This is a genomic window from Methylobacterium sp. CM6257 (assembly GCF_054611515.1).
On record NZ_CM137735.1, the window covers coordinates 6,390,718 to 6,415,247 of the forward strand.

A 24,530-nucleotide genomic window follows, 5' to 3' on the forward strand; every position below is an offset into this window, starting at 1 on the left:
AGATCCGCCGGCAGGTGATCGGTTCCCGGAAACGCGCCTACAAGGCTGCCGAAGGGCAGCGGACGACCTCAACCGATGCGCTTCGGCATGATTCGGCGCAGTGGCGGCGCGCTCTGCCTGCCCGGCAAGCCTGGGGAGGCAGAGGCATGGCGCAGAAGGATCAGCGCTGGACGAGGCGAACCCGATGATGATGGTGTCTGCGCCACTTGAGGAGCGCATAGCGAAATCTGCTGAAGTAGGCGTAGAGTCTCGACCTATGCCGGTGGCGATGCGCGAGTTGAACGCGATGGACGCGCGACGGCTGAACGGTACGGGTTGCAACGACCGTCGGACGCCAGGACGCAGGCTTCGCGTTCAGAACGGCGATCGGGTCGACGTAGTCGACTTTGCGGACGCGCTGCGTTTCACCACAGCCCGAGCAGAGCGAACCAGACAGCCGCCGCCACGCAGCCTGTTCACGCGCTACAATGCGCCGGTCAGCATCTGAGAGCTCGAAGGGTCTCTTGAGCAACGCAGAGCGGTCGAGCCGACGGATACCTTGCCCTGGGATGACTTGTCCTGAGATTACCTGCCCTGACTTGCCCATTCCATCAGGAACTTCGAGCATCGGAAGCGTAACCTCACGCGGCTCAGCATGGCATATCAGAGGAAACGCGCAGCCGAGATTTATTGCGGCAACACGCATTGCTCTGGATGCGGAATGAGACATCGTTGCCCCTCCCTCCGACGCGGCCGCTCCTCAATGTCGGACCGGGCAGCCAAAACTGGACAATGCTGTTTGTGTCGGCTTGTCGCAACTCTATCTGCAAATGCGGCGGATTCAGAAAAATACTTAAAGGAAAGTGGCAGCGGATACGTATTCCGCAGGTGGTCGGAAACTTAAGTGGTATTTGGATCCGCCGCTTCGCCCTGTCCAAAGCTTGGCCTTAGGCGGCAGACAGACCACGCCGGGCGTCGACCACCGGCCGGTGTTAAGGCTCTCAGACGATCCTGGGGCCTCTGCGCAGGACGGTGCTCGGACACGATAAGGCCGGCTCCCCAGGACGGGGGCGGGGAGTGGGACCGTAAAGCCTGTCGAGGGGAATTGGCGATCCTGGGCAGGATCAGCGGCTATCGCGCCACAGGGCTTCCACGTCCTTCAGTTCAGCCCGTCCCCGCCTGCGCGCCTCTTGCTCGCTCGGCAACGAGTGACAGGATTGCCGCACGATGTGCTCGTGATCGAGGATCACCCAGGCGTAACGATTGGGCTCGCGCCTGCAGGACTCGATATACAGGCGGAACGAACCTCCCTGGTGGGTCATCTGGCTCCCTCCTTCCGCTGAGCGTCCGATGGACAGTCCGGGAACGGCATCCAGTCCGTGAAAGCATCGCTGGAATAGCCGTGATCGCAGGTGGCGACATGCCACGGCTGTTGATCGCCCACCCGCTCCGGGTCCCATCGGATCACAGCACGCTGGTCCGGCTCATGACGGTGGATGGCGATAATCCAGCGCCCATCGCGAGGCGCTCTGTCCATCGGGCACCAATCATACACGGGACGCTCCTCATGAAAGGTCCCCTGAGTTCCATAAAACGCCGGCGATGCCCGCATGTTCACTCTGCCGGGCCGCAGGTGGGGCGAGCACGTATGTGAATGTCATCGAGCTCCGGAACGGGCACGAAGTGCCAATGACTGGAGGCAGCCATGGCCGCATCGTCCACCGATCGGGTCCGAACCGCCGCTCTCGCAGACGCATCGCAACCGCCGAGGCTCGCATACGAGCGCTCCGGCCGCGCGTTGAGGGCGGTGCCGAGCAGTGCCTCGGGTAACCGTCTCAGTCAGTTAAGCTTGAACAACGGCCGAGCTTGAGCGTTGTCCCGTCGGAGTGTCTCCGAGGTCTCCGCCATGCTCCGCCACATTCTCATCCTCGCGCTTCTGGCCGCCCCAGAGGCGGCCCTCGCGCGGCCAGTGAGTGCCGCGCCCAAGCCCGCAGAGGCTGTCGCTGTCTCAGCCCCTGTTTGCACGCACGTGCGCAGAAAGGCCTTTCGCCCGGTGGAGGGTTGGTCCGTGAAGACCGTCTCGCTTGTGTGCAAGACCGTCACGGCCGCGCTGCGCCAGCCGGGCACAAAGAGCTTCACGAGCTTGGAGTCGGCCAGGACAGGTCCGCGCAGGTAACCGGCATTTACGCGCCAGGTCCTCACTTGCCTCGCGCGTGCCGCCTCAGCCAGCGTCGTGCAGGCTGAGCCGGATCACCCACGAGGCTCTGTCATCCTCCAGCAGATCGCCAGCAAGCTGGAGGCTGAGAACGCGCAGTGCTCCGTCGAGGTGACCGACACGGGCCGGCTGAACACGGGTCGGATCGGAGCACCCCGCGGCTCGATAGCGCTCTCGTGGTCATCCACACGGTCGAAGGCTGCGGCGGCATCAACTGATCCGCCAGCGCGCAGGTGTACGGCTTGAAAGACGAGACCTTCCGCGAGCTGGGCGGCCCGCAGACATGGTCGGTCGTGCAAGGCGCCGACTTCAGCCACACCCGGGCCCCGATACGCACGGTCAACCAGGCGCCAGGCGACGGGCATTGCTGCCCGACAGGCGAGGATCGTCAAGGTGACGCGGCTGGGCGATCAGCCGGTGTTCCGGCAGGTGGACATCTGGAAGGCCCGTACCTGAAGGCCGAATAGAAGAGCCGCACCGAAGGTCCGCATCCTTGCCGCCCCGGAAACCCGGTCCCGTTCCAACGCTGATGGGCCACGAGCCTCGCTTTTACGCTCAAGCTTCGTATCTTGGCGGGCGTCGATGAAGCGCCGCGCGTGAGGGGCCATGACCGTCAAGATGATGACCGCCTGTTTTGGGCTATCCCTGTTTGCCCTTGCCTCTCCGGCGCTCGCACAGGGCACGCCCGAACAGCAACAAGCCTGCACACCCGACGCCATGAGCCTCTGTCAGGCCTACATTCCCGATGCCGGGCGGGTTAGGGCGTGCCTGCTGAGCAGGAGAGCTAGCTTGAGCCCGGCCTGCCGTGCGGCGATAGCAGCCGGTGAGCCTAAGTCGCGTGCGCCACGTAAGCGCCGGCGCAGGCATTCGTGAGCCGCAGGAGCCGCCGGCCCTCCAAGTTCTCGACGATCTGCTCGCTGACCTCGCGGAGACCGCGAAACAGGGCTGCGCCCTCGGCTTGGCAGGCCATCGTCCGGGCTTGGAGCGGCGTGGCCGGCTCCCGTTCGTCGTCGCCCTGATCCAGACAGGCGCCGAGGATGTCGCCGCGCGAATCCGTCGGTCAGGCCGCCACCGGCAAGGCGGCAGCCGGGGCGGAGGCGTGGGCGCGCGAGGCGGGCTGTCGGACCGCACGACGGACCCGAGCGCCCGCCTTACCCACTCGCTGGCCGAAGCGCCTTCGCGCTAGCCCATCCGAGGCGTGAGGAGGCTCGGCGGCAAGAACGCGGGATGCCGCGGCGGCTTGTGTCCGCGATGACTGCCCTGGCCCGCAGCGTGCCCGTCACGAATCGTTCGCTGATGGTATGATTGTTCGTATTGTCGCAGGCGAACGTCACGCTTGGCCATGTCGCGCTGATCTGGCTCGCGCGTGCGGGCCTTCATCGGAGGGCCTCTAGCCTCTTTCACCCTCCGGGAGCGGAGCCTGCGCCCGTGAGCAGGCCAACCCCCGTCTCGATGCGGTGGGCTTCTCCTATGCCTCTTGCAGCTCAAACCCATTGGCGAACCGGTCCCAAAGCTCGTCCGGCATAGCTGCCGCGCTCCACTGGGCAACCTTACCGTCCTTGTCGCGATAGAAAATCAGACGATCAGCGAGGTTCAGCGCCAGCCCTCTGCGGCGCAGATCCTTTTCTTGAGGCCTTGCACCGGGCTTGCTGCTCCAGAGCAGATGCACTGTGCTCATCACTGCCTCCCCTGCGCTGCGTCACTCCACGGGCGGCAGGTCACTGCATCTCGTGATGGCGGTCGCAGTAGCGGGCCTTCTGTTTGTCTGCGCCATTGCGGGCCTTTGGGCTTGGCAGGCTGGTTTCCCGCAGCACGCGGCTTCACAGCAGGGCGAGCGCGAGTTGCCGCAGAACTCTGCGCTGGCTACCGCGGCGCGGTGAGCGCTCAGTCCAAAGACGCGCTTTGAGGCGGCCGCCCGGCCCGGATGAGGCGCACAGGACACGAAGCGCCTTACTGGCTCTCTCAGCCGGGGCCGGGCCGGGCGGCTGACCGCTCGGTTGGGCGTCGCGGTCCGCAGTGATCTGGAACAGCAGTTCGCGCGCGCAACGGCGACCTGTCCGCTACCGTACTCGGCCCGGCGAAATCGGCATGCTCGGCCCATAGTCTAGGTAGTTTTGACGAGGAACTATCGACAAGCGTAGCCGTTCAGCCCTCTGAATCAGTGTGGGCGCTGGATCAATTTCAGCGCGCGTCCCCGGTCCGAACTGGAGAAGCGGTGCTGCGATTTCTCGATCGGCAGTCGCGCGACCGACGATCCGGTCTCGTCGCGCACGACCAGGGCCCAGGCCTCCCCCGGATCGTTGGCGGCCACCTCTCCAGCCATCTCTCTGATCACGCTTCGGGCATCGGCCAGCGCTTGTTCCAGGTCCTCGGCCTCGACCCCTTCGTCGTCCCGGATCGTCTCCTGACCGTCCTCGAAGTCGAAGTAGAAGCGTCTCAACATCCATGCCCCCCGACCAGAGCCCTTCTTCGAGGGCATTATGAGTCAACCTGCGCAGAACCACATTGCATCAATATTTGCAATCAGTGGTCGTCCACGGTTTGACCGGACCTCAACACGTAGCCGCAGCGCCTTCTTTCCTGTGGAGCAGCCGCAATGACGGTCGCAATCAAGTCAAGTCAGATTATTACTTACGAGCTATTAAATAAACATAAAAGACGCTCCCACATTCGAGCCATGTTGTTACAGGCTTTGAACCAGCACGCCGAGAAGAAGGCGAGCCAGCCTGCGAGGCTCACCAAAGTGACCACCCAATGACGCACGCGGCCACGCTTGCTCGTGCTCATACGAAGGCGAGCATACCGGCGGATTTCGCGGCGAGGGGCAGCTGAAGCGCCTCCTGCCGTTCGCGACGACTACTGTGGCCGCCCAGGGCCTTCCATCAGGCCGAGGCGGACTGCCAGGGCCAGCAACTCCGTGGCCGTGAGCCAAAGGCCGCCGTCGATCAGCCAGCGCTCAGACGCGCCATCCAGCTCGACGGTGTGGCCGTGGGCCCGAAGTGCCGCAGCCGCGTCGAGGATCTGGTTATATCCCTCGCTCATCTCTTCACCGGGTGTGCCAGCAAAATCGCCGAGGAACGCCGATGAGCAATCATTGGTGCCCTGATGCGGCCTGGGGCGAGCGCTACGCCTTCTTCACCCCGGATGCCGCCGTGCGCCCTCGTGCCGATCCGGCGCGAGCACCGCTTCTTCTATCCGGCCGATGGGCCTCAGCTCTCGGCTGCCATCCGCTTCCGGCGCGCGGGCGGGTGCTGTGAGGGCTGTGGGCGACCGCACGGGCAACGGGTGTTTCACCTGGGCGACGGGCACTGGTGGGGCGCGCCGACGGCCACGTGGCGCGACCGGCGAGGGCGCCGGGTGCGCCTCGATTCCGGCACGGTCGATGCCTTGGCGGTCGTGCGCACCCCTCGCGTGGTGTTGGCCGCGGCACACCGCGATCACGGCGCGTCCAACAACGCGGACGCCAACCGTGCGGCCTTCCACCAGCGGTGCCATATGATCCACGACTGGCCCGAGCACCGGCGCCGGCGCTGGGCGACGCTGGTCCGGGGGAAGGCACCCGGAGACCTGTTCGGGGGTCCTCACGCCTGAGCTATGGCTCGTTCCTCCCGATCCCAATCAACCCGCGCCCGTGTGACTGACCGGCCGGGATCCTGATGGCCGTTCCGCCGTGCCGATCGAGACGCTTCTGGGTACCGATAGCCCATGCGAGTCAGATAGCGGGACCTGCAAGCGGCGGTACTCGGCCCAGACCAGCCGGTGGCACTCGCACGCATCCTGCTCCAGACCCGCGCGATCCTGGACCGTGATGCACGCGAACGACTGGCGCACGAGGCCGGCCCTCTCCAGCTGCTTGACGTGCTCGCTCACGCTGGGCCGTCGCATCCCGAGGTGACCGGCGATGATGGCATGGCTGACGCAGATCTCGTCCTCACCCAGCAGGTCCTGGGCCAGCAGCAGCCAGCGCCGAACGCGATGCTCGACCGGGTGGTGCGCATTGCAGAGCGCCACCTGAGCGGCGTGGACCATGCGCACTTGAACATAGGCCAGCGCCAAGCGCCGGAGCGCGGTGTCCCTGCCGAAGAGCACTTCGGCATCGGCGGCTTTCAGCCGGTAAGCCTCGCCCTCGGTCTGGACGACGACGCGCAAGGGCGAGCGCCTGGTCCCCAGCACGAGCGGCAGGCCCGTCATGCCGAAGCGGCCGAGGAGCCCTATGCCGTGCGCCCCATCCGCGTGCGTCCGCGCCTGAAGGGCGGCGAGCCCGTGCTCGATGAAGTAGACGTATGGGATGTCTGTGCGGGTCTCCTTCAGCACCTGCCGCCGTCGCAAGGGGACGCGCTCCAGCAGCGGCGCAAGCTCCTCCCAATCCTCGGCGGGCAGAGCGGACAGGATCAGGTTGCGAGGAGAAGCCATAGCTCTCTCTCCGGCCGAAGCGCATGATTGGTGAATATTGTTTTCGGATCGAAGTTCAAATTACATTATTTTAATTTGTTCGTAATCAAAGATTTCCGATCACGATTATGTGGCCATAGTCTGCTACCATACTATGCCGCCGCTCGATGTGAGCAGCCGGGGCACTGACTCCGTACCGCGCCGTCCACGACGGTTCGGATCGCGGGCCGGAATCACGAGGCCGCCGAACCCGTGTCGCTGTCCAAGCCTCGCCCCGCGCCGCCGGGATCCCAGGCGTTGAGCGCCGCCACCCGTCACAGCGGTGCCGCTCCAGCTCCTGTTGAAGGATCGGGGACGGACAATGACGCGGCGCGGAGTGTTCGTGCGGGCCGAGGAGGTCGCGTTCCTCGGGGAGGCGGCCCGCTTGCGCCGGACGTGCATCGACGTCCTGTCCCGGGCCAAGCCGCAGGGCCCGCCCGACAAGGTCACGGAAGGCTTCGTGGACGCGATCGGCGGGCTGACCGAGGTCATAACCGGCGACCGGCGGCGCTTCGACCAGCGGGATGCGACCACGCCAGGATAGGCCCTCCCGCCCGTGACGTGGCGCACCGTGGAGTGATCAGCCTAAGCTGCGAGTTGAGCCCACCACGGGACTTCGCGGGCGTGGCGGCTTACGTGGATCGGCCCGAGGCGCATCGTGAGGGGTTTGCCGTGCGCCTTCCCCATTCCAACTGACTTTACAGGTGCATGCCAATGGGCCCGTTCCGCGCCGAGACGAGAGATCTGTCCGTTTGAGAACGGGCTGCCGCGCCGCCCCAGTCCAGACGCGACCGCTGTGGATTCTACCAGCGGGACGCAATGCCCCGCGGGCCGACCTTGTCGCCCGTGAAGTGGCGCAATCTCCCAGACAGGTCTCAGGATCGGGCGGGCCCGAATCTCATGGGGCGGTCCACGTAAGCCTCATGCCGTCGGGGGTGAAGGCAGATGCTCTCTAGAGCGCCTCCCGCGCCGCTAGCGACGGGTTAGCGGGCGGCGCGTCGAGCGGCTCCTCCACGGGAGATCCGCACCACCAACGTCGCTGGCGTCATGGAGAGTGGGTCAGAGCCCAAAAGGGACCCGCCCGTTCCCTGCCGGATCAGGCATTTTGGCGCGCCGGCCGGCGTCCAAACCGGACTCGGGATCACACGATTGCGCACGGATCGTCGTTTCAGGAGCACTCGACCGCAGTGGCGAAGGGCTCCCGCACCAGCCTCACCCCGGCACTGCGCAGGATCTCGATGCAGGTCTCCGCGCCGTCGCGGAACACGCGCAGATCAACCGTCTGCTGCCCGACGCTGAAATCGACCAGGGTGAGTTCCGGCAGCCAGTCCGGCAAGTGCGGGTCGGCCAGGATCTTGCGGGCTCTGGCGTCGACCCGAATACCGAGCAGGGCATGCAGCAGGCTGAACACTGAGCCCGCAGCCCAAGCCTGCGGGACGTTCGCCCCGAGATACTGCACCGGGAAAGGCGCGTCGGATCGGCTCGTCCCGGCGAACACCTCCGGCAGACGATGCAGCATGAAGCGGTTGGCCGCCGCGATCAGGCCGGCCGCGATGCGGGCCGCCTCGGCGCGGAAGCCATACTGTGACAGCCCGACCGCGATCAGGCCGTTGTCGTGGGGCCAGACCGCCCCGAGCTGGTAGTCGTGCGGGTTGTAGGCCGGATGATCTGCCGACAGCGTGCGCACGCCCCAGCCGCTGAACATGTCCTCGGCCATCAGCCGCCGCGCGATGGCCCCGGCCCGCTCGGGCGGCACGATCCCCGACCACAACAGGTGACCGGGGTTCGAGCTGACGCTCATCACGCGCCGCTTCTCCGGGTCCAGGCACAGCGCGTAGAACTGCGCGTCCTCGTCCCAGAACGCGGCGTTGAAGCGTCGGCGGAGAACGCGCGCCTTTTCCCTGAGCCCCTGCGCCCGATCCGGTCGGTCGAGTGCGTCGTAGACCTGGGCCATCCGGCGCCACGCGTCGTAGACGTAACCCTGCAACTCGCACAGGGCCTTCGGCGCGGGGACGTCGCCGCCGCTCTCGTCCAAGACGGCGTTGCCCGCATCCTTCCAGCCCTGGTTCTCGGCCCCGTCCGGCGCGCGGCACTGGTACTCTTGGAAGCCGTCTCCATCCAGGTCACCGTAATCGTCAATCCAGGCGAGGCAGCGCTCGGCGGTGATGAGGTGGCGCTCGATGAGGCCGCGGTCGCCCGTGAACTGCCACGCGTGGTGCAGCAGGATAAGGTAGAGCGGGGTGGCATCCGCGGTGCCGTAGTACGGCCGGTATGGGTTCAGACCCAGGGCAGCCATCTCGCCGCGGCGCAACTCGTGCGGGATCTTGCCCGGCTGCATGTCGCGCGCATCGTCGGTCTCGTCGGCCTGATAGCGGGCCAGCATCTCCAGCGCACCACGGGCGAAGTCGGGGTAGACCGGCACGGTCTGGATCGCGGTGATCAGGCTGTCACGCCCAAATAGGGCGGCGAACCACGGGATGCCGGCGGCCGGTACAAAGGCCTTGCAGTCCGTGCCCTCAAACGGCAGGCGCAGGGCGGCAAGGTCGTCGAAGGACTGGTCGTAGAGCTGCTGCAAGCCAGTGTGCGGCGTGCACAGGCGCGTGGCCCCATCGCGCCAGTCGCGCAGGGCGGCGGCCGGCCTGGATCGCCCACGCTCGGCGAAGGCGACGCTCGGTGCGTCGAGCACGGCGTCACCGTCGATCCAGCGGTAGTCAAGGTCGGTACTCCAAGACTGCTGAGGATCGAGTTCGACGAGGAAGCAGAGCGCGCCGTCCCGCAGGACTGGCCTCAAGGCGCCGGCTGCTGGACCGACCGAGAGCCCGCGACGAAAGCGGCCGTTGGTGTGGATTGTCGCGAGGCGGCCCTCCTCTGGAGACCAGCGGGTGCAGGTTTCGCCGCGCACGACGATCCGGTGGGCTTTCACGTCGAAGATATCGGCGAAGTCGCAGGACAAGCGCACAGCGAGGGAGAGACGCACGCGACTTCGGTTGTGATTGCGCAGCTTGAGCGTCTCGCACATGCCGCCATGGTCGAGCAGACGCGACAGGGTGAGGCTGACGCTGCCGGCAGGCACCTCGCCCGCATTTTTGGGCAGGGCCGGGTTCACCATCAGGACCTGGGCGGCGAAGTGGTCGGTGGCGGCGGAATTGAGCACCTGCCACGGTCGGTCATCGATGGTGACGGTCCAGGAGCTGACGAGGCGGGTGTCGCGGAAGAACAGGCCGCGCTCGCTCGGCTGATGGATCTGGCCATCGATCTCGGTGATGAGCACGCTGTCGCCGACGTTGATCGTGATCTGAGCCGGACCAACACCGATCTCGTAGGCCATGCACGCGCTTCTCCGCGAATTGCCGGGCGAGGCCGGGATCGGATCGCGGCCCCTAAGCGACGTCCTGGGCAGCCTGCCGCGGCATCCTGATCCAAGCACTCAACTTGCGCCGCGTTCCCACCACTTCCCGCGTGGAGCGCCCCTAGCGCCGGTTGCCATTGTGCTTGCCCTTCGGTGCCCTCTACGCGGCAGCCTCAGCATCCCGTGGGGGTTGCGGAAGTGGATACTCGTCGCGCCGGCCAAAGTATGATGGTCGGGCGAGGCGGCCGCCATCGACAGCACCTATGTCAGGGCGCACATCTCGGTTTGAAATCATCGGGGAGCTCGCGCTCAACGGCACAGGGTGCCGGAGGCTCGAGAAATGGCATCAATTGTTGGCCGCCTCCCACAAGCAGCCCAGGCAGTCAACGTGGCGGCACGGCGAGAGATTGCCGAACACCGGAATTCCCGGCCAGCCGCGAATCCATCTTCCTTATTGCGGAACTGGACCTCACTTCTGCTTTCTTCTCGCTGTCAGCCGCGATCAAATCACCATACGTGACTATAAGACCGCAGGCGAATAAGGCGAAGCACGTAGTGAGTATCAGCGCCAGGATCTCTGTCACGCGCTCCGCGTGGCGCTCAAGGTGTTTGATCAGCATGGCACCACCCGTGAAGACGGTGGCCATGACGAATGGGATCGCGAGATCTGCCGACATTCCCGTCCCTTCCGGAATCCTTAACGGAAGGGGCCGGGATGTGGTTCTTCGTGTCCTCAGGCGCCTTCGGCTGACCTCGGGCGTAGAGGCCCGCAACGATCTCCCAGAAGTCCGGACACTCACCCCTGTGCACTCTTAGACGCGCGTCGATCGCCTGCCGAGCGGCTTCGGCGAACTCCTCTACCTGTTCGGCCAGGATTTCCGGCGGGTCGAACATGGGCTGGGCCCTCGCGTGCTGGACGGTGAACCTACGAACCAACATCACTCGCCCCTATGCGATCCTCTACCTTGCATCACGGTGCTGGGATTCGGCCGCCAAGTTGTACGATTGCGGACTACTCACATATCGCTCTGCTGAGCCTGGATTCCGCGTCATCTACCGCCCGCCAGTATCGGTCGGAGTAGCCCGCAGCCTCTCGGCAGCCCGCGTCGGTTCCGCGCCGCAACGACTGCAGAATGAAGATCAGGTTCCTATCCCGGGCCGTCTCTGCGAGGCCGCTCCGCATCGTGAACGGCCGACCGAGAGCCGTTCCCGATCGCATTGCAATCGGAAGCGGCTCTCAGGTCTTGATCTGACGCGCTCGCCTGCGCCGGTTCGGCGCAGGCGAGCGCTCTGGACGTATGCGCCTCACGCCGCAGACCGCGTGGCGCTCCGCTTCCTCCGCGCGCCAAGGTCGGTCGTGGGAGCTTGAGCTGCGAAGCGGGTTGAGAGGATCAAAACCCCCGGCTCTCCTGCCGTGCCGGAGAACGTCTCCTCGTGGACACGTGCGATGTCCGGCCTCAGCTTCGACCGGATCCGGCGACCGTATCAGCCATGCGGGCCTGCCGCGCGCCGAGCGGCTTCTGGTCGCCGACCGTAGTGTCGCGGACGGTCTGGTGTTCCATTTCGGCATTGAGCTCCGCGCCGAGCAGCACGACCGTGGTCGACAGCCAGATCCAGGTCATGAAGCCGACGGCCGCTCCCAACGAGCCGTAAGTCTCGTTGTAGCTGCCGAAGTTCGCCACATACCAGGAGAACAAGCCCGACACGATCAGCCAGAGCACGCCCGCCACCGCGCTGCCCCACGTCACCCAGCGCCATTTCGGTTTGCGGCGGCTTGGGCCGTAGCGGTAGAGCACCGCCAGCGTGCCGATCACGAGCAGCAGAAGGGCCGGGAAGCGCAGGAGCGCGATGTACCAAGCCTTCTCGTCCAGCCCGAGCACCTGCAGCATCGCAGGTACAACCACGATGCCGGTGAGTGCCAGCACGACGAACAGCAGTGCGCCGAGCGTGAAGGCGAACGACTGCAGGTTCAGCATCACGAACGAGCGCTTCTCCTCCTCTTCGTAGGCGATATTAAGAGCCTCAAAGATCGCCTTAATCCCGCCGTTGGCGCTCCATAGCGAGATCAGGACGCTGATCACCGCGGTCAGGCCCAGCGTGCCGCCGCCTTTGGCGGTCAGGCGCTTCACCTGATCGCCAATGACGTCGATGGCTCCGCCCGGCAAAACACCGCGCAGGTCATTCAGGTGCTGGTTGATCGTGCTCGGGTCCGCCACGAGGCCGTACAGGGAGACGAGCGCCGCGATAGCCGGGAACAGGGCCAGGATTGCGTAAAAGGTGACGCCAGCTGCGACCAGCAAGAGACGGTCTCTGTTGAACTCCTGGTAGACGCGCAGCGTGACGTCCTTCCAGCCCTGGGCGGAGATCTCGGACGGCGTGTCCGCCTTCCGGCCCCGATCCGCCTCGCGCTCGGCCAGACGTCCGGCCGCAGCGCCCTCGTGCGAGACGTGGCCATCCCCCGATCCGGGCTTCTCGCCGGCCTGTCGAGAGGCTGGAACTCCGCGCGGCGGAAACGCACGATGTCTCGGCAGAGCAATAAGCCCCAGCAGGGCCGTGCCAAGGAAGGCCGTCCAGAGGACCGGGGAGGTGTGGCTGCCTTGCGCAGAAGGGGCGAGAGGAGTTCGCGGATCCGCCATGTCTCACCGATACGTGAGGCTCACGGTGAGCCTCGGAGCATCGGCATAACTTCCACAACACGCTTTGGTGCCGCAGGGTAGCGCCAATCCTGCCCGCTGCTCCAGCCCGGCACAGGCTTAGCGCGTCCAGTCCTCCGTATGAATCGAGCTCCCGCGAAATCCGCTTCTGCGATGCCCCCACACTGCGCTGGATGGCTGCAATGGGCGTAAAGCCGAATGTCGGCTTTCGGGCGGCGACCCGATGCCGGTTCTCCACCCATTGCGGAAGGTCCGCTTCTGTTCAGTCCGACGGATCAGCGACGTCGAGGCAGATATCTCCGAGCAGAGCTTCGTGACGAGCACCCGTAGCAGGAGATTCTCTTCCCGCTCTAAAGAAGCGCAAGCCGTGATCGGCCTCTGGCAGAACACCAACAACCGCATGCGGCCGCGTTCATCGTTCGACCACCGGCCGCCGGCGCCCGTCATGGAGCCAGATCTGGCGTTCCGACTCCCCATGGCCGCCACCATGCAGCGGCCTCTCTGCTGGCCCAGTGCGAAATACCGGTCTGGTGAACATGATGCGCCCAACTCAAGCAACGCGCTTCTTTGGAAGATGTGAGCTTGCAGCAGAGCCCCGGCGGCAGAGTGGGCCCGCAAGTGCGACTTAGTGGGTATCGACTTACCCATGTAATTCATCTTTCAGTAGGCGGCCTCACCGAAGCTATGCTCCTGACCCCAACGCAGTCAGGCCGAGCGATGGATGACCAACGCCATAGCAGGGACCCTTCAGGATCGACGCTGGTGGACCTTCTCCCGGCTTTCGCGGACCGGCGGAGCCGCATGCGGATCGGCCTCGCTTTGGGCTCCGGAGCAGCGCGGGGCTGGGCACATATCGGGGTGCTGCAAGCGTTGACCGAAGCCGGGATCGTCCCGGATGTCATTGCTGGATGCTCGGTCGGTGCCGTGGTCGGCGGATGCTATGCGGCAGGCAAGCTCGACAAAATCGAAGCATTCGCCCGTTTGCTGACGAAGCGGCGCATCCTTGGCCTGCTCGATTTCCAGATCGGCGGTGCAGGCCTCATCGGTGGGGAGCGGCTGCGCGCGCTTTTGGAGAGAGATCTCGGCTCAACCGCTATCGGTGATTTGCCCCTGCGTTTTGCTGCGGTCGCGACCGAGATCGCGACCGGGCATGAGATTTGGCTGACACAGGGTTCCTTGGTCGATGCGATCCGCGCGTCCTACGCGTTGCCTGGGATCCTTGAGCCGCTGAACTCAGGCGGGCGTCTCTTGATGGATGGTGCGTTGGTGAACCCGATACCGGTCACTCTGGCACGGGCCCTTGGTGCCGACATCGTCATCTGCGTCAATCTCAATGGCGACCCGCGCACCCGGGGCACCGTGATACCCGCCCATGGTTGCGTGCGGGAGCCGCTCCAGCCTGTCACGAGCACGGCTGGCTGGTGGGCACGCCTGCAGACGCAACGGGCCACGCCGGAGCCGAGCAGCGCACGTTCGGCATCACGCACGGCGCGTCCCGCGACGATCCTGACGGATGCCTTTAACATCGCCCAGGACCGCATCGCCCGCTCGCGGCTCGCCGGCGACCCCCCAGATCTGATGATTTCTCCCCGCCTCGCGGAGATCGGCTTGTTTGAGTTTCATCGGGCGGCCGAGACGATCGCGCTTGGCCGTCACGCGACGGAGAAGCTCCTGCCCGATGTCCGGGAGGTGCTGGGTGCTTTTGAGGCGCGAGCTTGAAGGGGACCCGGCAGCGGGCCTGAATCGGGATCTGGGGAAGGACGCCGATGTTTGACGCCATTCGGCAATGGCGCGTTGCCGGACTTCGTAGGCCTGGTGCGATGCGCGATGCGCAAACGAGTTCGCTGGCCCGTTGAAGAGACAGACGATAAACTCAGCAGGACCTACGCTTCCCTCCGCGGGGGCCTCATGACCCAGGACGAGGCAGACGGTGAGGATTGGCGCTCCGTCAGCACGCGCGCGCCCGACGCGACAACCGTCAACATCGCTCGCGCCCGCGCTCGCGAACCTGGCCACGGCCGCACCGCGACTGAGCCCACGCAGATACCGGCCCGGGGCTGGAGGGACATCTTCTGGCGCATATTCTGGGCCGTGCCGCGAGACCGGGTCCTTTCAACGGCCGGGGGCGTCGCCTTCTTCGCCCTTCTCTCGACCTTTCCCGGCCTTGCGACCGTCGTCTCCGTGTACGGCCTGTTCTCGGACCCGAGCGTCATCGGCAAGAGTCTCAGTCTGCTTGCCGGCGTACTCCCGAACGGGGTGCTCGATCTCATTGCTGACCAGCTCCAGCGCATCGCCACGCAGAGCACCGGAACGCTCAGCACAGCGTCGGTCGTGAGCCTCCTGGTCGCATTCTGGAGCGCGAATTCAGGCGTGAGCGCGCTCTTCGATGCACTCAACGTGATCTACAAGGAGCGTGAGAAGCGCACCTTGGTCCACCTTTACGCGACGACGTTTCTGTTCACCCTCAGCGGCACCATCGTTGCCGTCACCGCCATGGGAATGGTGGTGGGCCTTCCTATCGTGCTGAGCCAGATCGGCTTAGGCCCGCGCACCGACACCTTGCTGCGGATCGTGCGCTGGCCAGCCCTGCTCGTCTTCGTGAGCCTCGGCTTGTCCCTGGTCTACCGGTATGGTCCGAGCCGACGGGAGGCCAAATGGCGGTGGGTGAGTTGGGGCAGCTCCGTCGCAGCGCTGTGCTGGGTCTGCGCCTCAGCTCTGTTTTCCTGGTATGTCGCAACCTTCGACAGCTACAATCGAGTTTATGGCTCGCTCGGTGCAGGCGTCGGATTCATGACCTGGATCTGGTTGTCGGTCGTCATCGTGCTTCTCGGGGCTGAGTTGAACGCCGAGATGGAGCGGCAGACCGCCTGCGACAGCACGATCGGCCGCCCGAAGCCGTTAGGATCCCGGCAGGCCTTTGCTGCCGACACAGTCGGCCCCCCATAGGTCAGGCGCAGCAACGCCCGCATGCATCTGCACTGTGCCGGATCAACGAACCTGCTCCGCACCAGCACCGCAAAGGTCCTGCTGCTCACATCCTGCCTGTGTCTGGCCGTGCAGGCGGCCACTCCTGCGGTCGGGCCCCTCGGCGACGGGCAACACAGCGCCCTAGGTGATCCTGTTGGGCGTGATCCGACCGTTGCATGTGCGGTTACCCTGGGCGTGTTTGTTCGTGCCGGTGACAACGCTCGCTTCGTCGCGGACACCTACGGGGTGCATGTCAACGTGCGGTTTGGTGAGATCACCGAGGTGACGTCCGGTTCGCTGGACGGCCGGCGCGCTTACGTGTTCGTCACGCGCACCTACCCTGGCGCACATGAGATCCGGACCTCGTCGTGGCGGGACAGCTACTATCCGCGCCATCCAAGCGAGGGCCCGACTGTGAGCGCGATCAGTGTGACTGGGGGCCCGCTGAGAGGGGATTGGACATTGGCCGAGTGCCGAAATCTCCCAGAACCGTGAGGGTCCCCCGTTGGGCTACCCGAGGCCGCACCGCAAGCAACCGGGTTCGGCCTGAACCAGCGGCTGGCGCACAGGGAGCTCACCGATGCCGAAGGGGCCAGCAGCCCCGCGAAGCCATTCGCTCACGTCCCGAGCAGCATAGCCGCAACCAGATCTCCTCCGCCCACTCAGATGCGGCTTGCGGCTGATACGCGATCACGAACGCTTGCGCGTCGCGCGCTCGCGCCAAACCTGCTCAAGGAGGCGCTTGAGCGTTGCCTCTGCCACATAGGCGAGATGAACCCGGAGCAGCAGACGCCCCTTCCTCCGTCCGACGGCAGAAAATGTTCTGGGCTCCGCCTGGATCAGCATCTCACCTTCGTCAGATTCGACGGGAACCACGAGTGAGACGCCATCCACGTCCAGCCAGGCCAAGCGCCGCCGGCCGAGCCTGAACACAGGTCCGGCTGGGCTCAGCTCCTCCACCACATGCGGAAGCGTCTGTACGGCTCGGCGTGCGACTTCAAACCAGATCGCTGGCTTCCGCACCGTATGCGCTGGGCTGCTCCGTATTGACATGATCGGCTCGGAAGAGAACTGCACGACAGTCAACGCATACGGCGCTTCCGGCGGTCTGTATGTAATCCCGCAGTTCGACGGCATACATCTGCACGTCAGCGGTCACCTTCAGCAAATTACACGGGGTATGGCGCGGCATTCAAGCCAAGTCGGAGGCCGCCTTTCGGACGCAACAGAGCTGGACTTTGTAGCGTGATGGCGCGCCAAGAGCCTGCCGCATGTGCGGGAGCACTGCCGCTCACAACGCGGGGTGAATTGCACAGGTCTGGTCCTCACGAAGACCGTTCGAGCGGTTCCGTGCGGACCTTTGAAACGAGGATGAGCGGCCGCGTTGTCTAAAGCTGAGCCTCCGCCGAGCGGAGCGCTTGCCACTGTCGTGAGTTCGCCGAGGACGGGATGCAAGCCGCCAACCAACCTGAAGCTCAGCCTGCCGCGCCACGTGTGCTCCCGCCCTCCACGCCCGGTCAATCCGGTCTCGGAACCACGGCTGTTCTCGTGCTGGTGGTCGCGGTGCTCCACTTCGGCCGCGAGATCTTCATCCCGATCGCCCTCGCAGTCCTGCTGGGTTTTCTCCTAGCCCCAGCCGTGCGCTTCCTGCGTCGCTTCATAGGACGCATCCTGGCGGTGCTCGTCACCGTCTCCGTCGCCCTCGGCATTCTTGCATCCGTGGCCGGCGTGATCGGCATCCAAGTCGCTCAGCTCGCGACGGATCTGCCCTACTATCAGCGCACCATCGAGCAGAAGGTGCTGAGCCTTCAGGAAGGGACTCTCGGGCGCGTCTCCGAACTGCTGAACCAGCTCAACCGCGGTGCCCGCACCCGCACTGAGCAGCCCACCAAGCCCGCAGATGAGCCAGCAAGTGGCAGTAACGCCACGCCGGTGCCAGCTGCTCCGAAGCCGGTTCCTGTCGAGGTCCGGGAGCCCGCTCCAACGCCTCTGGCGCTCACCGAACGCCTGATCGCCCCGCTGCTTGAGCCCCTCGCCACGACCGTCATCATCCTGGTCGTGCTGATCTTCATCCTCATGCAGCGCCAGGACCTGCGCGACCGCATGATCCGCCTCTTCGGCTCCAGCGACTTACACCGCACCACGGTCGCGATGGATGACGCGGCACGGCGCTTGAGCCGCTATTTCCTGGCACAGCTTGGGGTCAACATCTCCTTCGGTGTGCTGATCGGATGCGGGCTCTGGCTGATCGGTGTGCCGAGCCCCGTCCTATGGGGTGTCGTCGCTGCCATCATGCGCTTCGTGCCATACGTTGGCGCGTTCGCCTCAGCGACAGGCCCGATCCTGCTGGCCGCTGCTGCAGAGCCAGGCTGGTCGATGGCGCTGTGGACGGCAGCCCTGTTCCTCGTGACCGAGCCCGTGATCGGCAACGGTGTCGAGCCGCTCCTTTACGGCCACAGCACAGGCATGTCGCCGATCGCCGTGGTGATCTCGGCCCTGTTCTGGACCTGGGTGTGGGGCCCGGTTGGGCTCCTCATGTCGACGCCTCTGACCCTTTGCCTGGTCGTGCTGGGCAAGCACATCGAGCATCTTGAGTTCCTGGACGTTCTCCTCGGCGATCGCCCGGCCCTTACGCCGGTCGAGAACTTCTATCAGCGCATGCTGGCAGGAGACGCCGATGAGGCTGAGGAGCATGCGGAGCAACTGCTCAAGGAGCGCTCCCTCTCGTCCTACTATGACGAAGTGGCGCTGAAAGGGCTGCAGATGGCCGCAGAAGACGCACGACGTGGCGTGCTCAAGCCGGACCAGATCGCGCTGATCAACGAAACCCTCGGTGAACTGATCGGGGACCTGGATGATCATGAGGACGGCGATCCTGATCCGGAGGCTGCGGAACGTCGGGCGTCGGCGGACATCCCGTCTCAGTCCGAGCAAGCCTTGCCGGAGGGCCGGACTGTCGCCAATCGAGCGCCCGACCCACAGGAGCTCCCGCCGCTCTGGCGTGGTGAAGCTGCAGTCTTGTGCATTGCCGGACGAGGGCCGCTCGACGAGGCCGCTGCTGCCATGATGGCGCAACTTCTCAAGAAGCATGGCGTTGGCGCACGCGTTCTTCCGTACACCGTCACAAAGCGCAGCCGGATAGGGGAGCTTGATATCGAGGGGGTGGCGATGATCTGCGTCGCCTGCGTCGACATCAGCGGGACCCCTTCGCACCTACGGTATCTGTTGCGGCGGCTGCGCCAGCGAGCGGGTAACATTCCGGTTCTCGTCGGCCTGTGGCCGTCGAACGATGCCGTGCTGAGGGATGAGACGCTGCGCAAACAGATCGGTGCGGACCACGTCGTGGCCACGCTGCACGCGGGGGTGGAAGCTTGTTTGTCAGTCGCGCGAGAAGCTGCACGGCAGGCAAGCCCGCGCGCGGAGAGGATTCGCGAGCTCAAGGCCCAACTGAATATCCCTTCGAAGCCGAAAAAGTGATCGCCTTCAGGCAAACAGATCCTTGGCTTGAGGTTTCAACGCGATGGAAGTCGCGGCCTAAAATCTTCTTGGTACCCGCGGCGAGCGGCTGGTTTCGACCCGAAGCGGGAGGTGGGGAGGTCCGCTTCGCACGTCTCCCGGTGAAGGAGCACGCAGGATGCAGGAGATCGTCGGGAAGCTCGGCCAGGCATTGCTGATGGCGGCCGGCATGGCGTGGCAGACCGGCTGGACGCTTGACCTGCCGAACGATGGAGAATTGCCGGGGGGCCGACGACCGAGTCTGAGCCCCCGCAGCCCGTATAGGCAAGACTGAGTGTGCGACGTTCGTGTTGCGCTGACATGCGACCGCTTTCAGACCGGCAGCAACAAACTCATCTGACGTCGGTTGGACCACCGAGAGCTGCACTCCATCCGGTGACTGGGAGGTCCTGCCTTGAAGGCACTTGTCTGGCACGGCACCAAGGACATTCGTTGTGAGACTGTCCCGGATCCGACCATCGAGGACGGCCGCGACGCCATCATCAAGGTGACGAGCTGCGCGATCTGCGGCTCAGACCTCCACCTCTATGACCACTTCATGCCCGGCATGAAGTCCGGCGACGTCATGGGCCACGAGGCCATGGGCGAGGTGGTCGAGGTCGGACGGGACAACAGCGCGCTCAAGGTTGGCGACAGGATCGTCGTGCCGTTCACAATCATCTGTGGCCAATGCGAGCAATGCCGGCGCGGCAATTTCTCGGTCTGTGAACGCTCGAACCGCAACAAGGCCCTCGGCGACACCGCCTTCGGCCATACGACGGCGGGTCTGTTCGGCTATACGCATCTGACCGGTGGCTATCCCGGTGGACAGGCCGAATACCTGCGCGTGCCGTTCGCCGACGCCACCCACATCAAGGTCCCGACCGGCATACCGGACGAGAAGCTGCTCTTTCTGTCGGACATTTTCCCGACCGGTTGGCAGGGCGCTGTTCAATGCGACATCCAGCCCACCGACACCGTGGCCATCTGGGGCTGCGGCCCAGTCGGCCAGATGGCGATCCGATCCGCGATCCTGCTGGGCGCCAAGCGCGTGATCGCGATCGATCGCGTGCCCGAGCGGCTCCAGATGGCGCAAGCCGGCGGCGCCGAGGTGCTCGACTATGGCCAAGAGACGAACATCGTTGGCCGGCTCAACGATATGACCGACGGCAAAGGCCCGGAGAAGTGCATCGATGCCGTCGGGCTCGAGGCGCATGCGCTCGGTGCCGTCGACGCCATCTATGACCGTGCCAAGCAGGCCATGATGCTGGAGACCGATCGCTCCCATGTCCTGCGCCAGATGATCATGGTCTGTCGCCCAGCAGGCGTGATCTCGGTGCCCGGGGTGTACGGCGGCCTGATCGACAAGTTCCCGATGGGCGCGCTCATGAACAAGGGGCTGACGGTCCGGACGGGGCAGACGCATGTCAATCGCTGGACGGACGATCTGCTGCGGCGGATCGAGGAGGGCCAGATCGATCCCTCATTCGTCATCACCCACACCGTCGGACTTGAGGAGGGTCCGGAGATGTATCGTGTCTTCCGCGACAAGCAGGATGGCTGCATCAAAGTGGTGATCCGGCCATGAGCAGCGCCCGCACGGTCCAATCGACTGATATGATCGTATCCGCCCGCGGCGCACCCGGGAGAGGGGCCCGCACGCGTCACGACGAACTCGCCCGCGGCCTCGGTTGGTTCTCCATCGGGCTCGGACTCCTGGAGCTGACGGCAGCGCACGGCCTGTGTCGCGCACTCGGGCTCGACGGTCGGGAGACGCTGATCCGCAGCTATGGGGTTCGCGAGGTAGCGACCGGAGCCGCAATCCTCATGAGCCATGATCCGACACCCTGGATCCTGGGCCGTGTCGGTGGCGATGCGCTCGACCTCGCAACGCTGGTCACCGGATTCGAAGGTGGCAACCCTCGAAAGGCCAACCTTGCGGCGGCGACGGCCGCAGTGGCGGGCGTGACGCTGCTCGACGTCGTCTGCGCAGAGGGGTTGATCGCCGAGAAGCGTCTCGCGCCTCCGGGAAAGTTCAATTACGCGAACCGGAGCGGCTTTCCACGCCCCCCGCATGCGATGCGCGGCGCAGCATCCGATTTCGGGGTCCCGGCCGACTTCCGCATCCCGGAGGCGCTGAGGCCATGGACGGGCGGACATCCGTCGGTGAATACGAGCAAGACCTAGCTCCGCCTGCGGGATGTTGCTGCGACCGGGCCGAGCGGAGCCAGTCGACGTCTGGCAGGATGTTTGACTCCGAATACGGGTCCGTTCCATTCCCGGCGTGTCGCTGAATGATGCGAGGCGAACTCACCTATTCTGTTCGGATCCGCCTCGCTTCAAGCGCTCACCGGCCAGACATTCGCGCATGTAGGCATCACGCAAGTCGGCAGCCATTTTCAGTTCGTCAGCCCGAGCTTGGCACACCTGCTCGTCGCTCCGCTCGGATGCGCCCTGCGCGAGGGCCCCGAATGCGGCGCCTACAACGGTGGCGCCGGCTAAGGCGAGTGCTAACAGCGGATACATAGCCACCTCTCCGAAAGTCTTCGGCCAACAATGCGGATTGTGGCGGGTTCCGGCACGCCGCTCCTGTCTTCGCCCCAGAGGGACGCGCAATCTCGACCGTTCCGGTCCGTCACGGCCCTCTCACGCGCGCGGCGGGACTACCGAAGGGCGTCCTTGGAGCTGCTCAACGTGCCCGATGATGATCGTCTAACGATCCGACTGCCCCGATGCACGTTGCCCGACCGGGATGCCCGGGCAGGGATCTCGATCTCTCCTGGCCCGCCGTGAGGGAAGCCGAGGAAATTGCGTGCTCTCAATCTTCGACCTTGCCGCCCTGCTCCTGACCCTCTCGGCCCTGTTCGGCTGGCTCAATCGCCGCTTCGTCCGCCTGCCGCACTCCATCGGCCTGCTCATCCTGGGCCTCGTGGCCTCGCTGCTCCTCGTCCTTCTCGATCTCGTCTTTCCCGAGCAGCACCTCTACGAGGATCTGACGCAGGCGCTCCAGCAGATCGACTTCACCCAGGTGGTGATGAACGGGATGCTGGCTTTCCTGCTCTTTGCCGGCGCCCTCAACCTCAACTTGGAGGCCATGCGCGAGCGGGCTTGGCCGATCGCCCTCTTGGCGCTCGTCGCAACCGTCATCTCAACCGCTCTGGTCGGTGCGGGGCTTTGGGGGGCCGCGCAGGCCATAGGGCGTCCGCTCCCGCTATCCTGGGCCCTGGTGTTCGGCGCCCTGATCAGTCCCACCGACCCGGTCGCGGTTCTGAGCACGCTCAAGAACGTGCAGGTGCCTGAGGCCCTGGAGATCGAGATGCAGGGCGAGGCTCTGTTCAACGACGGTGTCGGCGTCGTGCTGTTCACGATCCTGCTCGGCTACGCGGCCGGAACCGGAGGTGGCGGGCATGGAACTGCCGAGATCGTGCGGCTGCTGGTGCAGGAGGCATTCGGCGGCCTGCTCCTGGGCGTGATCACGGGTTACATCGCCTATCGCGCGATGCGGGCGATCGACGATTTTCCGGTGGAGGTCCTGATCACCCTGGCCCTTGTCGCCGGGACCTATGCCATTGCGCAGAAGCTCGGGACCAGCGGTCCGCTCGCCGTCGTTGCCGCCGGCCTGCTCGTCGGCGATCGCGCGCCGCGCGACGCCATGAGCGAGCGCACGCAGGGCTATGTGTCCGCCCTCTGGACCCTGGTTGACGAGGTGCTGAACTCGGTCTTGTTCCTTCTGATCGGCCTTGAGGTGCTGGTCCTGCGCTTTGAGGTGCCTGCAATCATCCTGGCTGCGGCTGCGGTTCCGATCGTGCTGGTGGCCAGAGCCGTTGCCGTCGCGATGCCGCTCCTTCTGGTCCGGTGGACCGACCTGTTCTCGGCGCGCAACCTGCCGTTCCTAACCTGGGCCGGCGTGCGCGGGGGCATCTCGGTAGCCCTGGCGCTCTCGCTGCCAGAGGGGCCGGACAAATCGGCAATCCTGGCTGCGACCTACGCGGTGGTGCTCTTCACCATCATCGTGCAGGGCTCGACGCTCGGGATGGTGGCACGTCGCACGCTTCGCGGGCCGGACAGGCCTGGACCGGCACGCTCCCGCTAGAGCCCCAACGGCTCCTGCGCCGATGGAGGCCTGCCCGAAGGGCATCATCCGATCTGGACTGCGCGAACTGGGTTGCATGGGCAGGTAGTCCGGTTCGAGGCGCCTTCGAACGCGCACGGGTTCGGATGCGAAGGTCCGAGTTCCACCCGGCCCGGTCATGTGAGTGTGACGTTCTGCGTCTGCAGACTCGACCGGGGGCAGCCCGCCGGCTTCCGGCGTTCGAACCGCAGATCCGAACCGTCATGATGGCTCAGGCGTTCGACGCGAAATGATCCTTGCCGACGTTGCAGCGCGCCTCGTAGGTCCGCTTCGAGGCGCGCAACAGACGCTGGCGCGGCCCGCCGTAATGGAGGCGCCGAGCATCTTCGGCAGCAATCTCCGGCACGGGAACGCTCCGGCAAGGGAACGCGCGCATCTCTCCGCCAGCCCCAGGAAGGTGCATCTCAGTGTGCCGTCCAGCCGCCGTCGACGCTGATGGACGTGCCGGTAATGGACGCCGCGGCCGGGCTGCACAGGAAGGCGACCGTCCCGGCGATTTCCTCGGCCGTGGCGAAGCGCTTGTTTGGCTGCTCGGCGAGCAGGAGCTTACGGACCACCTCGTCCTCCGCGAGGCCGTGCGCGGCCGCCTGGGCGCGCACCTGATGCGCGACGAGCGGCGTCCAGACATATCCGGGGCAAACCGCGTTGCAGGTGATCCCGGCCTCGGCTGTCTCAAGCGCGGTGACCTTCGTCAGTCCCACGACTCCGTGCTTGGCCGCCACATAGGCGCTCTTGAACGGCGACCCGATCAGCCCGTGTGCCGAAGCCACGTTGATGATCCGCCCCCATCCGCGCCGGCGCATGTCGGGCAGCACGCAGCGCGTGGCGTGAAACACCGCCGATAGGTTGACCGACAGGATGGCGTCCCACTTCTCCAACGGAAATTCCTCGATCGGGCCGACATGCTGGATGCCGGCATTGTTCACGAGGATCTCGACGGGGCCGAAGGCGCGTGCGGAGCGGTCGACCAGGTCCATGACGGCCTCGGCCTGCGAAAGGTCGGCATCGTCGTAGCGGACGGGCGTCTGATGCCGCTCACTCAGATCCCGGCACAGGCGCTCTACCTCGCCCGCCTCGCCGAGGCCGTTGATCACGATCAAGGCGCCCTGCTCGGCCAGGGTGTCGGCTACCACGTAACCGATGCCGCTCGTAGCGCCGGTGACGATGGCTACACGGCCGTCGAGCGGCCGCACCGTGCCGGCGCGGTCGAGCCCGGCAGACTGGAGGATGTGTACCATGGGTGCCTCTCCGGTGGACTCCGATGCTGTCTTAAGGAGAATGGCGGCTCAGATCGGTCTATCGCCAATA

21 protein-coding genes and 1 pseudogene are annotated in these 24,530 nt (G+C 65.4%); 11 read left to right on the top strand and 11 right to left on the bottom strand.

What is annotated here, in order from left to right; genetic code table 11:
* Positions 1–1,103: 1,103 nt before the first annotated feature.
* Positions 1,104–1,301: a hypothetical protein gene (locus ACYCO6_RS31270; RefSeq protein ID WP_459766663.1), complete on the bottom strand. Its 198-nt coding sequence runs from the start codon at positions 1,299–1,301 to the stop codon at positions 1,104–1,106.
* A 1,731-nt stretch (positions 1,302–3,032) separates the two neighbouring features.
* Between ACYCO6_RS31270 and ACYCO6_RS31275 the strand changes: the two genes are divergently transcribed.
* Positions 3,033–3,380: a hypothetical protein gene (locus ACYCO6_RS31275; RefSeq protein ID WP_459766665.1), complete on the top strand. Its 348-nt coding sequence runs from the start codon at positions 3,033–3,035 to the stop codon at positions 3,378–3,380.
* A gap of 282 nt (positions 3,381–3,662) precedes the next feature.
* On the opposite strand, the gene ACYCO6_RS31280 is transcribed toward ACYCO6_RS31275, so the two are convergent.
* The 3 genes from ACYCO6_RS31280 to ACYCO6_RS31290 all read right to left on the bottom strand — a co-directional run bounded on the left by ACYCO6_RS31280 (position 3,663) and on the right by ACYCO6_RS31290 (position 5,236).
* Positions 3,663–3,872 (bottom strand): hypothetical protein, encoded by a 210-nt coding sequence (locus ACYCO6_RS31280; protein ID WP_459766667.1) that lies wholly within the window; start codon positions 3,870–3,872, stop codon positions 3,663–3,665.
* 480 nt (positions 3,873–4,352) lie between these two features.
* Positions 4,353–4,637: a DUF6894 family protein gene (locus ACYCO6_RS31285; RefSeq protein ID WP_459766669.1), complete on the bottom strand. Its 285-nt coding sequence runs from the start codon at positions 4,635–4,637 to the stop codon at positions 4,353–4,355.
* Positions 4,638–5,050: 413 nt separating this feature from the next.
* On the bottom strand, positions 5,051–5,236 hold the full coding sequence (locus ACYCO6_RS31290) for a hypothetical protein (RefSeq protein ID WP_459766671.1): 186 nt from the start codon (positions 5,234–5,236) through the stop codon (positions 5,051–5,053).
* A 120-nt stretch (positions 5,237–5,356) separates the two neighbouring features.
* Between ACYCO6_RS31290 and ACYCO6_RS31295 the strand changes: the two genes are divergently transcribed.
* Positions 5,357–5,785, top strand: a complete 429-nt coding sequence (locus ACYCO6_RS31295) for a hypothetical protein (protein WP_459766673.1) — start codon at positions 5,357–5,359, stop codon at positions 5,783–5,785.
* A gap of 27 nt (positions 5,786–5,812) precedes the next feature.
* Here the strand turns inward: ACYCO6_RS31295 and ACYCO6_RS31300 are convergent, their stop codons facing one another.
* Positions 5,813–6,607, bottom strand: a complete 795-nt coding sequence (locus ACYCO6_RS31300) for a Crp/Fnr family transcriptional regulator (protein ID WP_459766675.1) — start codon at positions 6,605–6,607, stop codon at positions 5,813–5,815.
* Between the two features lie 340 nt (positions 6,608–6,947).
* On the opposite strand from ACYCO6_RS31300, the gene ACYCO6_RS31305 reads away from it, so the two are divergent.
* Positions 6,948–7,169 (top strand): hypothetical protein, encoded by a 222-nt coding sequence (locus tag ACYCO6_RS31305; protein WP_459766677.1) that lies wholly within the window; start codon positions 6,948–6,950, stop codon positions 7,167–7,169.
* A gap of 624 nt (positions 7,170–7,793) precedes the next feature.
* Here ACYCO6_RS31305 and ACYCO6_RS31310 read toward each other — a convergent pair.
* From ACYCO6_RS31310 to ACYCO6_RS31320, 3 genes are all read right to left on the bottom strand, one after another.
* Complete coding sequence (locus ACYCO6_RS31310; RefSeq protein ID WP_459766679.1) at positions 7,794–9,953, bottom strand: amylo-alpha-1,6-glucosidase; 2,160 nt, start codon at positions 9,951–9,953, stop codon at positions 7,794–7,796.
* Positions 9,954–10,357: 404 nt separating this feature from the next.
* Positions 10,358–10,651 carry a hypothetical protein gene (locus ACYCO6_RS31315; protein WP_459766681.1) on the bottom strand — a complete coding sequence of 98 codons (294 nt, stop codon included), beginning with the start codon at positions 10,649–10,651 and terminating at the stop codon, positions 10,358–10,360.
* 780 nt (positions 10,652–11,431) lie between these two features.
* Complete coding sequence (locus ACYCO6_RS31320; protein WP_459766683.1) at positions 11,432–12,610, bottom strand: YihY/virulence factor BrkB family protein; 1,179 nt, start codon at positions 12,608–12,610, stop codon at positions 11,432–11,434.
* Between the two features lie 370 nt (positions 12,611–12,980).
* On the opposite strand from ACYCO6_RS31320, the pseudogene ACYCO6_RS31325 reads away from it, so the two are divergent.
* The 3 genes and pseudogenes from ACYCO6_RS31325 to ACYCO6_RS31335 all read left to right on the top strand — a co-directional run.
* Positions 12,981–13,121, top strand: a pseudogene (locus tag ACYCO6_RS31325) (IS3 family transposase); the annotation flags it as partial.
* 308 nt (positions 13,122–13,429) lie between these two features.
* On the top strand, positions 13,430–14,347 hold the full coding sequence (locus ACYCO6_RS31330) for a patatin-like phospholipase family protein (protein WP_459766685.1): 918 nt from the start codon (positions 13,430–13,432) through the stop codon (positions 14,345–14,347).
* 189 nt (positions 14,348–14,536) lie between these two features.
* Entirely contained in the window at positions 14,537–15,574 is a 1,038-nt protein-coding gene (locus ACYCO6_RS31335) for a YihY/virulence factor BrkB family protein (RefSeq protein WP_459773799.1), read from the top strand.
* Positions 15,575–16,285: 711 nt separating this feature from the next.
* Here ACYCO6_RS31335 and ACYCO6_RS31340 read toward each other — a convergent pair.
* Positions 16,286–16,681 (bottom strand): hypothetical protein, encoded by a 396-nt coding sequence (locus tag ACYCO6_RS31340; RefSeq protein ID WP_459766687.1) that lies wholly within the window; start codon positions 16,679–16,681, stop codon positions 16,286–16,288.
* Positions 16,682–17,044: 363 nt separating this feature from the next.
* Between ACYCO6_RS31340 and ACYCO6_RS31345 the strand changes: the two genes are divergently transcribed.
* The 5 genes from ACYCO6_RS31345 to ACYCO6_RS31365 all read left to right on the top strand — a co-directional run bounded on the left by ACYCO6_RS31345 (position 17,045) and on the right by ACYCO6_RS31365 (position 23,183).
* Positions 17,045–19,072, top strand: coding sequence for an AI-2E family transporter (locus tag ACYCO6_RS31345; RefSeq protein WP_459766689.1), 2,028 nt, complete (start codon positions 17,045–17,047; stop codon positions 19,070–19,072).
* Between the two features lie 157 nt (positions 19,073–19,229).
* Positions 19,230–19,385, top strand: a complete 156-nt coding sequence (locus tag ACYCO6_RS31350) for a hypothetical protein (RefSeq protein WP_459766691.1) — start codon at positions 19,230–19,232, stop codon at positions 19,383–19,385.
* Between the two features lie 120 nt (positions 19,386–19,505).
* Positions 19,506–20,678, top strand: coding sequence for a zinc-dependent alcohol dehydrogenase (locus ACYCO6_RS31355; RefSeq protein ID WP_459766693.1), 1,173 nt, complete (start codon positions 19,506–19,508; stop codon positions 20,676–20,678).
* Entirely contained in the window at positions 20,675–21,277 is a 603-nt protein-coding gene (locus ACYCO6_RS31360) for a cyclase dehydrase (RefSeq protein ID WP_459766695.1), read from the top strand. The genes ACYCO6_RS31355 and ACYCO6_RS31360 overlap by 4 nt, the downstream gene beginning before the upstream one ends.
* A gap of 625 nt (positions 21,278–21,902) precedes the next feature.
* On the top strand, positions 21,903–23,183 hold the full coding sequence (locus tag ACYCO6_RS31365; RefSeq protein WP_459766697.1) for a cation:proton antiporter: 1,281 nt from the start codon (positions 21,903–21,905) through the stop codon (positions 23,181–23,183).
* A gap of 250 nt (positions 23,184–23,433) precedes the next feature.
* Here ACYCO6_RS31365 and ACYCO6_RS31370 read toward each other — a convergent pair whose 3' ends face one another.
* Together ACYCO6_RS31370 and ACYCO6_RS31375 are read right to left on the bottom strand one after the other, a co-directional pair.
* The gene (locus ACYCO6_RS31370) at positions 23,434–23,568 is read right to left on the bottom strand and encodes a hypothetical protein (RefSeq protein ID WP_459766699.1); all 135 of its coding nucleotides are present in this window, start codon (positions 23,566–23,568) and stop codon (positions 23,434–23,436) included.
* A gap of 58 nt (positions 23,569–23,626) precedes the next feature.
* A complete protein-coding gene (locus ACYCO6_RS31375; protein ID WP_459766701.1) occupies positions 23,627–24,460 on the bottom strand; it encodes a 3-hydroxybutyrate dehydrogenase in 834 nt (277 codons plus the stop codon).
* Positions 24,461–24,530: the final 70 nt, after the last annotated feature.